Here is a 12,976-nt window from a genome sequence, read left to right as displayed (position 1 = left end):
GACAGTGGAAATCGCCGGTTCCATCGCGCTCGTGACGGGCGCCAACCGCGGTCTCGGCCGCGTGCTCACGACCGCTCTCCTCGAGCGCGGCGCGAAGACCGTCTACGCGGCGGCCCGAAACCCGGGTAGCATCACCGATCCGCGGCTGACGCCGGTCCGGCTCGACGTCACCGACCCCGCGTCGGTCGCGGCGGTGGCGGAGCGCGCGGCCGACGCCACACTGGTGGTCAACAACGCGGGGGTCGGCAGCAACGGCTCGCTGCTGACCGCGCCGGACCTCGACGCGGCCCGGCAGGTGCTGGAGACCAACTTCTTCGGCCCGGTCCACGTCTCGCGCGCGTTCGCGCCGGTCCTCGGCCGCAACGGCGGCGGCGCGCTGGTCAACGTGCTGTCGGTGCTGTCCTGGGTGGCGCTGCCGGTGGCCGCGGACTACAGCGCGGCGAAGGCGGCCGCGTGGTCGTTCACCAACTCCGCTCGCTGGGAACTGCGCGGGCAGGGCACGCTGGTGGTCGGGGTGCACGTCGGGTACATGGACACCGACATGGCCGCGCACGTCGACGGCCCGAAGGTGGCGCCGGAGGACCTCGCGCGGCAGGTGCTGGACGCCGTGGAGAGCGGCCAGGAGGAGGTTTTGGGCGACGAGCTGAGCCGCGGCGTGAAGGCCGGGCTCGCCGGACCGATCGGCGCGTTCGAGCGGTAACCTGCCCCGCATGGGGGGATTCCGGTTCGTGGTGCCCGTTCTGCTGTTCGGGGTGGCGGCGTGCTCGTCGCCGTCGCCGCCCCCACCCGCGCCGCCCGTGGACTGCGCCCGGTACGAGAGCGGGCCGGTGGAGCCGGCGCTCGGGCACCGGGCCGTCGTGCTGACGCTGACGAACTGCGGCACGGCGGCGCGTGCCGTGTCCGGCTACCCGGACGTCCAGGTCCTCGGTCCGGAGGGCGAGGTGCTGGACGTCCGGGTGGAGCGCGGCTCGTCGTACATGGCGATCGACCCCGGGCCGGGAACCTTCGCGCTGGCGCCCGGGAAGTCCCTGGTGACGGTGGTGTCCTGGGCGAACACGGTGACCGACGGCGAGGTCGTGACCGGTTCGGCGCTCACCGTGGCGTCGAAACCCGGCGAAGCGCCGCGACAACTGCCGGTGGAAACGGACCTAAGCACGACGGGCGAGATCACGGTGACCGCCTGGGCGACGGAGCCGGCCCGCTAGACGCGAACCTCGTCGCGCGCCACCGTCCACGCGCGGGCCTGCTCGCTGATCGTCACGCCCAGCCCGGGGCGGCCGGAGAGGTGCATGCACCCGCCGGAGATCTCCAGGTGCTCGTCGAACAGCGGGTCCAGCCATTCGAAGTGCTCGACCCACGGCTCGCGCGGGTAGGCGGCCGCCAGGTGGATGTGGACCTCCATCGCGAAGTGCGGCGCCAGCCCGAGGTGCGCGTGGTCGGCCAGCGCCATGACCTTGAGGAACTGGGTGATGCCGCCGACGCGCGGCGCGTCCGGCTGCACGATGTCCGCGCCGCGGGCCCGGATCAGCTCGGCGTGCTCCCCCGCGCTCGCGAGCATCTCGCCGGTCGCGATCGGCGTGTCGAACGCCGCCGACAACTGCGCGTGCCCCTCGAAGTCGTAGGCGTCCAGCGGTTCCTCGATCCACACCAGGTCCAGCGGCTCCAGCGCGCGGCACATGCGCCGCGCCGCCGCGCGGTCCCACTGCTGGTTGGCGTCGACCATCAGCGGGACGTCGCCGATCTTCTCGCGCACCGCCGTCACCCTGGCCAGGTCGACCTCGTGCGACGGGTGGCCCACCTTGATCTTGATGCCGCCGATGCCCCGATCGACCGACTCGGCGGCTCGCTCGACGACCTCCTCGATCGGCGCGTGCAGGAACCCGCCGGAGGTGTTGTAGCAGCGCACCGAATCCCGGTGCGCGCCGAGCAGTTTCGCCAGCGGCAGACCGGCCCGCTTGGCCTTGAGATCCCACAGCGCGACGTCGAACGCCGCGATCGCCTGCACGGACAGACCACTGCGCCCGACCGACGCACCCGCCCACACCAGCTTGTCCCAGATCTTGGCGATGTCACTGGGATCCTCGCCGAGCAGCGCCGGCGCGATCTCACGAGCGTGCGCGAACTGGCCGGGGCCGCCCGCCCGCTTCGAATAGCTGAACCCGACGCCCTCCAGACCGTTCTCGGTGGTGATCTCGGCGAACAGCATCGCCACCTCGGTCATCGGCGTCTGCCGCCCGGTGAGGACCTTCGCGTCGCTGATCGGGGTCGCCAGCGGCAGCGTCACGGACGAGATCCGGACGCGGCTGACGCGGTCGAGGGTGGCGCTCATGCGGTCTGCTCCCTGGTGTCGAACTCGATGCGCTTGATCTTGCCCATCACGGCGAACCCGATGAGGGCGAGGACACCGTGCGCGGCGACGAACCACAGCGCGGTGTCGAAGGAACCGGTGGCCTGCACGGTGTAGCCGATGACGATCGGCGTGACGATGCCCGCCGCGTTGCCGAAGGCGTTCATCGTGGAGCCGACGAAGCTGGTCGCCTGCGGCGGCGCGATGTCGGTGGTGATCGCCCAGCCGAGCGCGCCGAGCCCCTTGCCGAAGAACGCCAGCGTCATGATCGCGACGATCAGCGCGCTGCTGTCGGTCAGGCTGCACAGGGCGATGCTGGTGGCCAGCGCCATCCCGGCCACCGACGGGATCTTGCGCGCCGCGGTGAGCGAGGCCCCGCGGCGCAGCAGGGCGTCCGAGACGAACCCGCCCGCCAGTCCGCCGGCGAACCCGCACAGCGCCGGCAGCGCGGCGACGAAACCGACCTCCAGCAACGACAGCCCGCGCCCCTCGACCAGGTAGACCGGGAACCACGTGATGAAGAAGTAGGTGAGCGCGTTGACCGCGTACTGCGAGATGTAGACGCCCCACAGCGGCCGCGTGGAGAAGATCTTCGCGATCGTGCGCCGGTCCAGCGGGGCGCGTTGTTCGGCCCGGGTGCGCGCGTCGTCGAGGTCGACCAGCGCGCCGCCGGTGGTCATGGTGTCCAGTTCGGCGGCGGTCACGCGGCGGTGGTGGCGCGGCGAGTCCATCCAGCGCGACCACACCACGGCGAGCGTCAGCCCGAGCACGCCGAGCATGACGAACACCCAGCGCCAGCCGAACTCGTGCGTGATCCACCCCATCACCGGGGCGAACAACGCGGTCGCGAAGTACTGCGCGGAGTTGAACACCGCGGTGGCGCGTCCGCGTTCGGTGGTCGGGAACCAGGTGGTCGCCACGCGCGCGTTCGCCGGGAACGCCGGCGACTCGAACACGCCCAGCAGCAGCCGGAGCGCGAACACGATGGTGACCGCGACCAGCACCGGCGTGGTGATCAGGCCGACCAGGCTGATGGCGGCGGTCACGACCGTCCACAGCGCGAGGCTGAGCGCGTAGATCCGGCGTGCGCCGAAGCGGTCCAGCAGCACGCCGCCGGGCAGCTGCCCGAGCACGTACGCCCAGCTGAAGGCGGAGAAGATGTAGCCGAGCTGGACCGTGCTGAAGCCGAGCTCGGCCGAGATGCTGCTGCCGGTGATCGACAGGCTGCTGCGGTCGGCGTAGTTGATCGCGGTGATGATGAAGATCAGGGTGAGAACCAGGTACCTGGTGGGAATGCGGCGGCGTCCGGTCGCGGTGCTCGCCACCGCCGGCGCCGTCTCGGTTTCCGACATCGTCGTCCTCCTGCGTTGGAGCGTGTCAGGAGGTTAGGGCGGCTCACTGATGCCCGTCCAAGACTGTTTGGACATGGCGCGATACCCGGACGGTATCGCTCACTCCAGCACCGCCAGCACGGTGCTCAGCGCCGGGTTCGTCGATTCGCGCGACCACAACAGGTTCAGCTCGACGGGCTGGTCCGGGAGGCCGTCGATCTCGGCCCACGCCACCCCCTCGATCTGCATGCGGGTGGCCGATTCCGGCACGAACGCGATGCCGCGCCCGGCCGCGACGAGCCAGATCATCGTCTGGATCTGGCTGACCTCGTGGACGACGTTGCGGTGCGCGACCGGAATCAACCGGACGATCAGGTCGTAGAAGTACCGCGCCTTGACCGGCGAGTGCATGATCAGCGGCTCGCTGGCGAGTTCGGCTGCGGGCACCGGCCCGGCGCCGGCCAGCCGGTGCCGGGCCGGCACGCACAGCACGAGCCGTTCGCGGTGCAGCGGGCGCGAGGCGAAGGTCGCGGTGTCGAACGGCGGGCGCGCCAGCCCGAGGTCGATCTCGCCGTTGGCCAGTGCGGCGACCTGTTCCCCGGTGACCATTTCGGACAGTTCCACGCGCAGGTCCGGCAGCTGCCCCGCGATCGTGTTGAGCACGCGGCCGAGCACCCCGAAGGCCGAGGCCCCGGTGAAGCCGATGCGGATCGAGCCCGCCCGGCCCGCGGCGATGCGCCGTGCCAGGTCGGGGGCGCGCCCGGCGAGCGCGAGCAGCCGCCGCGCGTCGACCAGGAACGCCTCCCCGGCGGCGGTGAGCCGCACACCGCGGCTGTCCCGGTCCAGCAGCTGCGCGCCGACCGCCCGCTCCAGCTTCTGGATCTGGCGGCTCAGCGGGGGCTGGGTCATGGACAGGCGCTCGGCGGCGCGGCCGAAATGACGCTCCTCGGCGACGGCGACGAAGCCCTCGAGCTGGCCGAACGAGAACTCCATGCCGGGAAGGTATCACCGGATGCAAGAACGGTGTTGGACTGGTATCGCTGCGGGCACCTACCGTCGGGGAGCCGGACACCCCCGTTCCCCCGAGAGGTCACCGATGTCCTCCCTCCCCGCCAGCGGTCCGCTGGACACCGCGGTCGGCAAGGTCTTCCGCCGCGTGGTCCCGCTGTTCGTCGTGATGCTGATCTGCAACCAGCTCAACCGCTCGAACATCGGGTACGCCCAGGAGCACCTCGAAGCCGAGGTCGGCATCGGCGCCGCCGCCTACGGCCTCGGCGCCGGCCTGTTCTTCATCGCCTACGCGATCTTCGAACTGCCCAGCAACATGCTGATGGAGCGCTACGGGCCGAAGATCTGGCTGACCCGGATCATGGTCAGCTGGGGCCTGGTGTCCGCCGCGATGGCGTTCGTCCAGGGGCCGGCGTCGTTCTACGTGCTGCGCTTCCTGCTCGGCGCCGCCGAAGCCGGGTTCTTCCCCGCCATCATCTACTTCTTCTCGCGATGGCTGCCCTCGTCGCACCGCGGCCGGGCCACCGCGTTGTTCGTCGCGGGCTCGTCGATCGCCGCCGCGTTGTCCGGTCCGCTGTCCGGGCCGCTGCTGTCGCTGCACGGCTTCCTCGGTGCGGCCGGCTGGCAGTGGCTGTTCGGGCTGGAGGGCCTGCTGTCGGTCGTGGTAGGCCTGATCGCCTACACCCGGCTGGACAGCCGGATCACCGACGCGAAGTGGCTGACCGGGCCGGAGCAGCACGCACTGGCCGCGGCCATCGAGCAGGAGGACGAGGCGCGCCGGTCCACCGCCACCGGCCGGGTGTCGCGCTGGCGCCTGCTGGTGCAGCCGCAGATCCTGGTCTTCTGCGTGATCTACTTCGCGATCCAGCTGTCCATCTACGCGAACACGTTCTGGCTGCCCAACATCGTCCGCCGCATCGAGGGCACCAACGACATCACCGTCGGGCTGCTGTCGTCGCTGCCGTGGATCTGCGCGGTGGTCGCGATGTACTTCACCGGGCGCGCCTCGGACCGGCTGGGCCGCAGCAAGCCGCTGCTGATCGGCGCGCTCGTCGTCGCCGCGGCGGGCACCTACCTCGCGGCGGTGGTGTCCCCCGTGCTCGCGCTGGTGTTCCTGTGCGTCGCGGCGATGGGCTTCAAGAGCGCCAGCCCGCTGTTCTGGACCATCCCGCAGGGCAGCGTGCACCCGCTGGCGCTGGCGTCCGCGGTGGCGATCATCAACTCGCTCGGCAACCTCGGCGGGTTCGTCGCGCCCTACGGCTTCGGCCTGATCAAGGAGGCGACCGGCGAGGTGACCTGGGGCCTGTACGCCCTGGCCGCCGCGTGCCTGGCCGCCGCCGTCCTCGTGCTGTTCCTGCGCCGCGACCGCGTCGTGGCGCCCCCGGTAACCCTCCGAGAAACCGCTGGAGACAAGTCATGACGTTCACCCCGACCGAGCTCGCCCGGCGGCTGGGCTCCGGCCTGCTGTCGTTCCCGGTCACGCACTTCGACCGCGAGCTGAACTTCGACGAGCCCGCCTACCGCGACAACATCGCCCGGCTGGGCAAGTACGAGGTGGCGGGGCTGTTCGCGGCGGGCGGAACCGGGGAGTTCTTCTCGCTCACCCCGTCCGAAGTGGACCGTGTGGTTCGGGCGGCGGTGGCGAGCGCCCCGGAGGACACGCCGATCGTCGCCCCGGCCGGGCAGAGCACCGCGGCCGCGGTCGAGTTCGCCCGCGCCGCCGAACGGGCCGGCGCGGACGGCCTCCTGCTGTTCCCGCCCTACCTCACCGAGGCGCCCCAGGACGGCCTCGCCGCGCACGTGCGCGCGGTCTGCGCGGCCACCTCGCTCGGTGTGATCGTCTACAGCCGGGCCAACGCGAAGTACACCGCGGAGACCGTGGCCGACCTGGCGGAGAGCTGCCCGAACCTGGTCGGCTACAAGGACGGCGTCGGCGACGTCGAGGCCATCACGAAGATCCACGCGCGGCTCGGCGACCGGCTCACCTACATCGGCGGGCTGCCCACCGCCGAGACGTTCGCGCTGCCCTACCTGGAGCTGGGGGTCACGACCTACTCGTCGGCGATCTTCAACTTCGTGCCCGAGTTCGCGCTCGCCTTCTACGCCGCGGTGCGCGCCGAGCGGCGCGACGACGTGCGGCGCATGCTGAAGGAGTTCGTCCTGCCCTACGTCGAGATCCGCAACCGGAAGGCCGGGTACGCGGTGAGCATCGTCAAGGCGGGCATGACCGCGACCGGCCACCCGGCAGGCCCGGTCCGCCCGCCGCTGACCGACCTCGCGCCGGACGAGCTGGCCACCCTGACCGAGTTGATCGCGCTGATCGAGCCGATGGGGGCGGTGGCCTGATGCTGACCGGCGAGATGTTCATCGGCGCGGCACGGGTGAGCGGCTCCGGCAAGGAGGTGTTCTCCCGCGACCCGCGCACCGGCGAGGAGCTGGCGCCCGGCTACCGCTACGGCGGTGCGGCGGAGGTCGCGCGCGCGGCGGCGCTGGCCGAGGACGCGTTCGACGTCTACCGCGCCACCGATTCGGCGACGCGGGCGGCGTTCCTGGAGCGGATCGCGGACGAGATCACCGCACTCGCTGAACCGATCGTCGACCGGGCGGTGCTCGAGTCGGGCCTGCCGCAGGCGCGGCTGACCGGCGAGGTCGCCCGCACGACGGGGCAGCTGCGGCTGTTCGCCGCGACGCTGCGCGAGGGCAGCTGGCACGGCGCGCGCATCGACCCGGCCCAGCCGGACCGCACTCCCCTGCCGCGCGCGGACATCCGGCAGCGGCGGGTGCCGCTCGGACCGGTCGCGGTGTTCGGCGCGAGCAACTTCCCGCTGGCGTTCTCCGTTGCCGGTGGCGACACGGCGTCCGCGCTGGCCGCGGGCTGCCCGGTGGTGGTCAAGGCGCACGACGCGCACCTCGGCACGTCGGAGCTGGTCGCGTCCGCGGTCCGGGCGGCGGTGTTGGCGGGCGGGCTGCCCGAAGGCGTGTTCTCGCTGCTCGTCGGCGACGGGCCGGAGCTGGGCACGATGCTGGTGACCGATCCGCGGATCCAGGCGGTCGGCTTCACCGGATCGCGGGGCGCGGGGCTGGCGCTGGTCGCCGCTGCGGCCTCCCGACCGCAGCCGATCCCGGTGTACGCGGAGATGAGCAGCGTGAACCCGGTGGTGCTGCTGCCGGGTGCGCTGGCTTCGCACGGTGCCGAGCTGGGCACGGCGTTCGTCGGGTCGCTGACGCTGGGCGCGGGCCAGTTCTGCACCAACCCCGGTCTGGTCCTGGCGGTCGAGGGGCCTGGGCTGGACGAGTTCGTCACCGCGGCGGCCGAGGCCGTGCGGGGCGACGCGGGCGGGACGATGCTGACGCTCGGCATCGCCGGTGCGTACGCCGGCGCACGGGACCGGTTGGCCGGTCGTCCCGGTGTCGTCGAGCTGGCGCGCGGCGAGGCGGGTTCGTCGGCCGCTTGTGGTGGCGCGGCACTGCTGGCCGTGGACGGCTCGCGGTTCACGTCCGAGCTGCAGGAGGAGGTGTTCGGCGCGACCTCGCTGGTGGTGCGGTGCGCCGACCAGGCCGAGCTGCTCGGCGTGGTGCGGGCATTGGAGGGGCAGCTGACGGCGACCGTGCACGCGGTGGAGTCCGACGAGCCGCTGGCCGCCGCGCTGCTGCCGGTGCTGGAGCGCAAGGCCGGGCGGATCCTGTTCAACGGCTGGCCCACCGGTGTCGAGGTCGGGCACGCGATGGTGCACGGCGGCCCGTTCCCGGCGACGTCCGACTCCCGCACCACCTCGGTCGGTTCGCTCGCGATCGAGCGGTTCCTGCGCCCGGTGGCCTACCAGGACGTGCCGGCCGCCCTGCTGCCGGCGGTGCTACGGGACGGCAACCCGGAAGGCGTGTGGCGCAGGATCGACGGCGAGCTCTCGCGCGACTAGGAAGGCTTCGAGATGACCGTTCCCGTGGTGACCGCGATGCGGGTGGTGCCCGTCGCGGGCCAGGACAGCATGCTGCTCAACCTCAGCGGCGCGCACGCGCCGTTCTTCACCCGGAACCTGGTGATGCTCACCGATTCCGCGGGCCGCACCGGGGTCGGCGAGGTGCCCGGCGGCGAGCGCATCCGGTCCACTTTGGAGGATTGCGTGCCGCTGGTGGTGGGGCGGCCGGTGAGCCGCCACCACGCGGTGCTGGGCGAGGTGCGGCGCCGGTTCGCCGACCGCGACGCCGGCGGCCGCGGCGCGCAGACGTTCGACCTGCGCGTGACGATTCACGCGGTGACGGCGCTGGAGGCCGCGCTGCTGGACCTGCTCGGGCAGCACCTGGAGGTGCCGGTGGCGGACCTGCTGGGCGAGGGGCGGCAGCGGGACCGGGTGCCGGTGCTGGGTTACCTGTTCTACGTGGGCGACCGGACGCGGACCGACCTGCCGTACCGCGGTGGGTCCGGTGACGGGTGGTTCCGGGTGCGGGACGAGGAGGCGCTGACGCCGGAGGCCGTGGTGCGGCTGGCGGAGGCGGCGCAGGCGCGGTACGGGTTCCGGGACTTCAAGCTGAAGGGCGGGGTGCTGCCCGCCGAGGAGGAGGCGGAGGCGGTGCGGGCGCTCGCCGAGCGGTTCCCGGAGGCGCGGATCACACTGGATCCGAACGGCGGGTGGCTGCTCGCGGACGCGATCCGGGTCGGCCGGTCGCTGCGGGACGTGCTGTCCTACGCAGAGGATCCGTGCGGCGCGGAGGGCGGCTACTCGGGCCGGGAGACGATGGCGGAGTTCCGGCGCGCGACCGGCCTGCGCACCGCGACGAACATGATCGCCACGGACTGGCGGCAGCTGGGACACGCGGTGCGGATGGACGCGGTGGACATCCCGCTGGCGGACCCGCACTTCTGGACGATGGCGGGCTCGGTGCGGGTGGCGCAGCTGTGCGACGCGTGGGGCCTGACGTGGGGTTCGCACTCGAACAACCACTTCGACGTGTCCCTGGCGATGTTCACCCACGTGGCGGCGGCCGCGCCGGGCGACATCACGGCGATCGACACGCACTGGATCTGGCAGGACGGGCAGCGCCTGACGACGGACCCGCTGCGCATCAAGGACGGCGAGATCGAGGTGCCGCAACGGCCGGGGCTCGGGGTGGAGCTGGACTGGGACCAGGTGGAGCAGGCGCACGAGCTGTACCGCCGCCACGGCCTGGGCACCCGCGACGACGCGGCGGCGATGCAGTACCTGGTGAAGGGCTGGACCTTCGACCCGAAGCGGCCCTGCCTGGACCGCTGAAGCCGGCGGGCCCTGCTCAGCGGCTGCCTGCTCCGGCCGGGCCACCGTTGTGGCCTCTCGGGAGCGGCCATCGCTCCCTCCCCAGCGGCTGCCCGCGTCGGCCGAAGCCACCGTTGGTGGCCTCGGCGGAGCACCTGCCTGCCCCGGGCAGGCAGGCCACTCCGGAGCGAGCGCCCCACCAGCCCGATGATCACTTCCGACCGCAGTCGCTACTGCCCGCTCAAGCCCAGACCACCGGTCCACCAGGCCCGAAGCACCTGCCTACCCCGGGCAGGCAGGCCACTCCAGGGCCAGCGCCCCACCAGCCCGGTGATCACTTCCGGCCGCGGGCGCTGTTCCCGGGAAGGTGCTCAAGCTCCGTCCGCCACCCACGCGCCGGGGCGTGTGGGGCTGCTCCGGGCCGGCCCGCGCCGCCGGCCCCGAGCAGCCCGGCGGGGGCGGCGGCCCCGTCTCGACCGCCGTCTCCGCGCTGGCACCTCCGTCAGAAACCCTCCACGAACCGGCGCGGCGGCATGCCGCGCACACCCACCTCCGCCCGGTACAGCAGACCGCCGTCGCCGTCCTGGCGGGCGCTCGTCACGTACAGCACGTCCAGGTCCGGCCCGCCGAACACGCAGCTCGTCGGGCACGCCGCGGGCACGTCGACCGTCATCAGGCGCTCCCCGGACACCGGGTCCAGCCGCCACACCTGGCCGGCGCCCCAGATCGCCACCCACAACCCGCCTTCCGCGTCGACCGTCAGCCCGTCCGGCAGCCCGACCCGCGGCGACACGTGCCGCAGCACCCGTCGGCCCGACACCTCGCCGGTGGCCGGGCGGTAACGCCACGCCGCGATCTCCCCGGCCGCCGTGTCGACGTGGTACAGCACCTGCCCGTCTGGCGACCAGTCCAGTCCGTTCGACATCCCCAGCCCCCGCACCGCGACCGCGACACTGCGCCCCGCGACGCAGAACAACGCGCCGATCCGCCGGTTGTCGTGCGTGGCCGAACCGGCCCAGCACCGGCCGCGCGGGTCGATCGCGGCGTCGTTCATGCGCGCGCCCGGCTCCAGCGGCAGCTCGATGACCGGCGACGTCCGGCCCGAGCGCGGGTCGAGCCACGCCAGGCCGCGTTCGGTGACCGCCAGCAGGTCGCCGCCGGGGCCGAGCTCGACCGCGCTGACCCGGACGTCCAGCCCGACCGACACCCCCGACCCGGACGGCGTGACGTTGTGCAGCCGCAGACCGGGGATGTCGACCCAGTACAGGACGCCCGACGGATCCCACAGCGGCGACTCGCCGAGTTCGCTCACCGCGGTGGTCACGCTCTCCGCCGGGCACAGGACCGGGCTGCGCTCGGAACCGATCATGAGACCTCGACTTCGGTAGGTTTCACTAGCCGAACAGCATATCTCAATCTGCGGATTGCGCTAGCCCCTGAGGCGGGCCGCCAGCTCTCCCCTGCTCCGCACGCCCGCCTTGGCGAAGACGGCCTTGAGGTGGTCCTGCACCGTGTGCGCCGAGATCCCGAGCGCGTCCGCGATGTCCACAGTGGACGAGCCGGTGAGCACCTCGCGGCAGATCTCGCGTTCGCGCGGGGTGAAGCCGTAGGCCGCGAACAGCAGGTCCACCAGCACGTCGCCGCTCGCGCGTTCCAGGGTCACGACGGTTTCGTCGTCGTCGGAGACGAGCCGGGCGGCGCGCAGCAGGATCCACCCGCCCCGTGAATCGCGGATGCGGGCGCCGAACGTGCCGGACGGCGCGGCCCGGGCGCCGCTGACCACGGCCCGCACCATGACCGCGAACCGCCCGGGGGCGATGTCGTCGAGTTCGTCGCGCCATGCCCGCGCGGCGGCGGTGGCCGCGCGGGGCTCGCCGTCCGCGGTGACCACGACGATCGCCGGCCGCTCGGGCCCACCGCCGCCCGCGCGAGCGGCGACGCGGGTCGCGCAGGCCAGTGCCGGCGCCACGGCCGTGAGGAACTCGGCCTCGCGGTCGGTGAAGTCGGTCGTGCGGACCATCCCGGCCGCGCCCCAGCACACGCCGTCGACGCGGAAGACCACGCGCAGCTCGTGGTGCAGTCCGAGCGGGCGCCACACGTCGTTGACGCGGCTGCTGCGCTCGCGGTCGCGCCGGGGCAGGTCGGACAGCCGCGCCACCGGCGACGGGCGCCGGGCGAGCTCGGCGAACGTGTGCGGCTCGGTGCCGTCGTACTCGCAGGCGGCGAGCACCGGCTCGAAGTGCGCCGGGATGCGGGCGGCGCCGCTGGTCATCGAGCTGATGACGACGGTGTGCGGGTCGAGCGAGGCCCAGCAGGTCAGGTCGGTGGGCACGACGCGGCCGACCACCTCGATGGCGGCCGCGTGCAGGTCCGCGACGCCCAGGCCCGCCTCGGCGAGTGCCGCGATGTCGCGTCGGGCGCCGTGTGCCCGGCCCTCCCACATGCCCGGCAGTATGCGCCCGCGGCGGCGGCCGCGGGTATCCCACATTTCCGGGATGGCCCGGGTGGGTGGCGCGTCGTTGGCTGGCGGCATGAAAACGCACACCAGCACCGCGGGCGAGGGCCAGGAGCTGCACTCGCCCGACGCGATCATCACCGTGAAGGCCGGGGCCGAGCACACGGGCGCCTACGAGCTGTTCGAGGTCGACGCGCCGCGCGGGCCCGCGGTGCCCCCGCACGGGACGCCGTGGCCGAAGGCGTACTACGTGCTGCACGGCCGGATGGCGGTCCTCGTCGACGGCGAGATCCACGACCTCGGGCCGGGCGCGTCCATCACGGTGCCGGCCGGGGCGATGCACACGTTCACCGTGCACACGCCGGCGGTGAAGTTCCTGGCGTTCAGCCCGGGGGCGCGGATGGGCCGCTTCTTCCGGGACGTCGACCAGGCGGTGCCTGCGGACACGCCGGTGGCCGAGGCGGCGCCGCTGCTCACCGAGGTGCTGCACCGGCACGGCATCGTGCTGGAGGACTGGCGATGAGCCGCGACACGATGCCTTCCGGCCGCGCACGTGCCATCGCGGCACGGGCTGGCACCGGCACTTCGGCGCTGCCCAGCCGCACAC

General features: G+C 72.9%; 12 protein-coding genes. 7 read left to right on the top strand and 5 right to left on the bottom strand.

Annotation, left to right across the window (positions count from 1 at the left end):
• Positions 1-4: 4 nt before the first annotated feature.
• Positions 5-700, top strand: a complete 696-nt coding sequence (locus tag ABZ215_RS13205) for an SDR family oxidoreductase (protein WP_354949645.1) — start codon at positions 5-7, stop codon at positions 698-700.
• Positions 701-710: 10 nt separating this feature from the next.
• Positions 711-1,205, top strand: a complete 495-nt coding sequence (locus ABZ215_RS13200; RefSeq protein WP_354949644.1) for a DUF4232 domain-containing protein — start codon at positions 711-713, stop codon at positions 1,203-1,205.
• On the opposite strand, the gene ABZ215_RS13195 is transcribed toward ABZ215_RS13200, so the two are convergent.
• The 3 genes from ABZ215_RS13195 to ABZ215_RS13185 form a co-directional block, all read right to left on the bottom strand.
• Positions 1,202-2,329 (bottom strand): mandelate racemase/muconate lactonizing enzyme family protein, encoded by a 1,128-nt coding sequence (locus tag ABZ215_RS13195; RefSeq protein WP_354949643.1) that lies wholly within the window; start codon positions 2,327-2,329, stop codon positions 1,202-1,204. The two genes, ABZ215_RS13200 and ABZ215_RS13195, sit on opposite strands and share 4 nt — an antisense overlap.
• A complete protein-coding gene (locus tag ABZ215_RS13190) occupies positions 2,326-3,699 on the bottom strand; it encodes an MFS transporter (RefSeq protein ID WP_354949642.1) in 1,374 nt (457 codons plus the stop codon). Before ABZ215_RS13190 ends, ABZ215_RS13195 begins: the two co-directional genes overlap by 4 nt.
• A 99-nt stretch (positions 3,700-3,798) precedes the next feature.
• Complete coding sequence (locus tag ABZ215_RS13185) at positions 3,799-4,671, bottom strand: LysR family transcriptional regulator (RefSeq protein ID WP_237339712.1); 873 nt, start codon at positions 4,669-4,671, stop codon at positions 3,799-3,801.
• A 103-nt stretch (positions 4,672-4,774) separates the two neighbouring features.
• On the opposite strand from ABZ215_RS13185, the gene ABZ215_RS13180 reads away from it, so the two are divergent.
• From ABZ215_RS13180 to gudD, 4 genes are read left to right on the top strand one after another with little or no spacing between them, the layout of a single operon-like run.
• Positions 4,775-6,106: an MFS transporter gene (locus ABZ215_RS13180; RefSeq protein ID WP_354949641.1), complete on the top strand. Its 1,332-nt coding sequence runs from the start codon at positions 4,775-4,777 to the stop codon at positions 6,104-6,106.
• Positions 6,103-7,032 (top strand): 5-dehydro-4-deoxyglucarate dehydratase, encoded by a 930-nt coding sequence (kdgD, locus tag ABZ215_RS13175; RefSeq protein WP_237339714.1) that lies wholly within the window; start codon positions 6,103-6,105, stop codon positions 7,030-7,032. Before ABZ215_RS13180 ends, kdgD begins: the two co-directional genes overlap by 4 nt.
• Positions 7,032-8,603 (top strand): aldehyde dehydrogenase (NADP(+)), encoded by a 1,572-nt coding sequence (locus ABZ215_RS13170; protein ID WP_354949640.1) that lies wholly within the window; start codon positions 7,032-7,034, stop codon positions 8,601-8,603. The genes kdgD and ABZ215_RS13170 overlap by 1 nt, the downstream gene beginning before the upstream one ends.
• 12 nt (positions 8,604-8,615) lie before the next feature.
• Positions 8,616-9,935: a glucarate dehydratase gene (gudD, locus tag ABZ215_RS13165; RefSeq protein ID WP_354949639.1), complete on the top strand. Its 1,320-nt coding sequence runs from the start codon at positions 8,616-8,618 to the stop codon at positions 9,933-9,935.
• Between the two features lie 481 nt (positions 9,936-10,416).
• Here the strand turns inward: gudD and ABZ215_RS13160 are convergent, their stop codons facing one another.
• Complete coding sequence (locus ABZ215_RS13160; RefSeq protein WP_354949638.1) at positions 10,417-11,283, bottom strand: SMP-30/gluconolactonase/LRE family protein; 867 nt, start codon at positions 11,281-11,283, stop codon at positions 10,417-10,419.
• Positions 11,284-11,343: 60 nt separating this feature from the next.
• Positions 11,344-12,357 carry a helix-turn-helix transcriptional regulator gene (locus ABZ215_RS13155; RefSeq protein WP_354949637.1) on the bottom strand — a complete coding sequence of 338 codons (1,014 nt, stop codon included), beginning with the start codon at positions 12,355-12,357 and terminating at the stop codon, positions 11,344-11,346.
• An 88-nt stretch (positions 12,358-12,445) separates the two neighbouring features.
• Here ABZ215_RS13155 and ABZ215_RS13150 point away from each other — a divergent pair, with 88 nt between their 5' ends.
• Positions 12,446-12,892, top strand: a complete 447-nt coding sequence (locus ABZ215_RS13150) for a cupin domain-containing protein (protein ID WP_020422623.1) — start codon at positions 12,446-12,448, stop codon at positions 12,890-12,892.
• Positions 12,893-12,976: the final 84 nt, after the last annotated feature.

Origin of the sequence: Amycolatopsis sp. NPDC006131 (genome assembly GCF_040614175.1) — a bacterium.
Lineage (GTDB): Bacteria > Actinomycetota > Actinomycetes > Mycobacteriales > Pseudonocardiaceae > Amycolatopsis_E > Amycolatopsis_E tucumanensis.
This window is presented reverse-complemented; position numbering and strand designations above follow the sequence as displayed.

What these genes read in the sequence shown, in the direction of transcription:
- ABZ215_RS13200 (WP_354949644.1), top strand. Translation starts at nt 711, where the DNA reads ATGGGGGGATTCCGGTTCGTGGTGCCCGTTCTGCTGTTCGGGGTGGCG.
- ABZ215_RS13195 (WP_354949643.1), bottom strand. Translation starts at nt 2,329, where the DNA reads ATGAGCGCCACCCTCGACCGCGTCAGCCGCGTCCGGATCTCGTCCGTG.
- ABZ215_RS13190 (WP_354949642.1), bottom strand. Translation starts at nt 3,699, where the DNA reads ATGTCGGAAACCGAGACGGCGCCGGCGGTGGCGAGCACCGCGACCGGA.
- ABZ215_RS13185 (WP_237339712.1), bottom strand. Translation starts at nt 4,671, where the DNA reads ATGGAGTTCTCGTTCGGCCAGCTCGAGGGCTTCGTCGCCGTCGCCGAG.
- ABZ215_RS13180 (WP_354949641.1), top strand. Translation starts at nt 4,775, where the DNA reads ATGTCCTCCCTCCCCGCCAGCGGTCCGCTGGACACCGCGGTCGGCAAG.
- kdgD (WP_237339714.1), top strand. Translation starts at nt 6,103, where the DNA reads ATGACGTTCACCCCGACCGAGCTCGCCCGGCGGCTGGGCTCCGGCCTG.
- ABZ215_RS13170 (WP_354949640.1), top strand. Translation starts at nt 7,032, where the DNA reads ATGCTGACCGGCGAGATGTTCATCGGCGCGGCACGGGTGAGCGGCTCC.
- gudD (WP_354949639.1), top strand. Translation starts at nt 8,616, where the DNA reads ATGACCGTTCCCGTGGTGACCGCGATGCGGGTGGTGCCCGTCGCGGGC.
- ABZ215_RS13160 (WP_354949638.1), bottom strand. Translation starts at nt 11,283, where the DNA reads ATGATCGGTTCCGAGCGCAGCCCGGTCCTGTGCCCGGCGGAGAGCGTG.
- ABZ215_RS13155 (WP_354949637.1), bottom strand. Translation starts at nt 12,357, where the DNA reads ATGTGGGAGGGCCGGGCACACGGCGCCCGACGCGACATCGCGGCACTC.
- ABZ215_RS13150 (WP_020422623.1), top strand. Translation starts at nt 12,446, where the DNA reads ATGAAAACGCACACCAGCACCGCGGGCGAGGGCCAGGAGCTGCACTCG.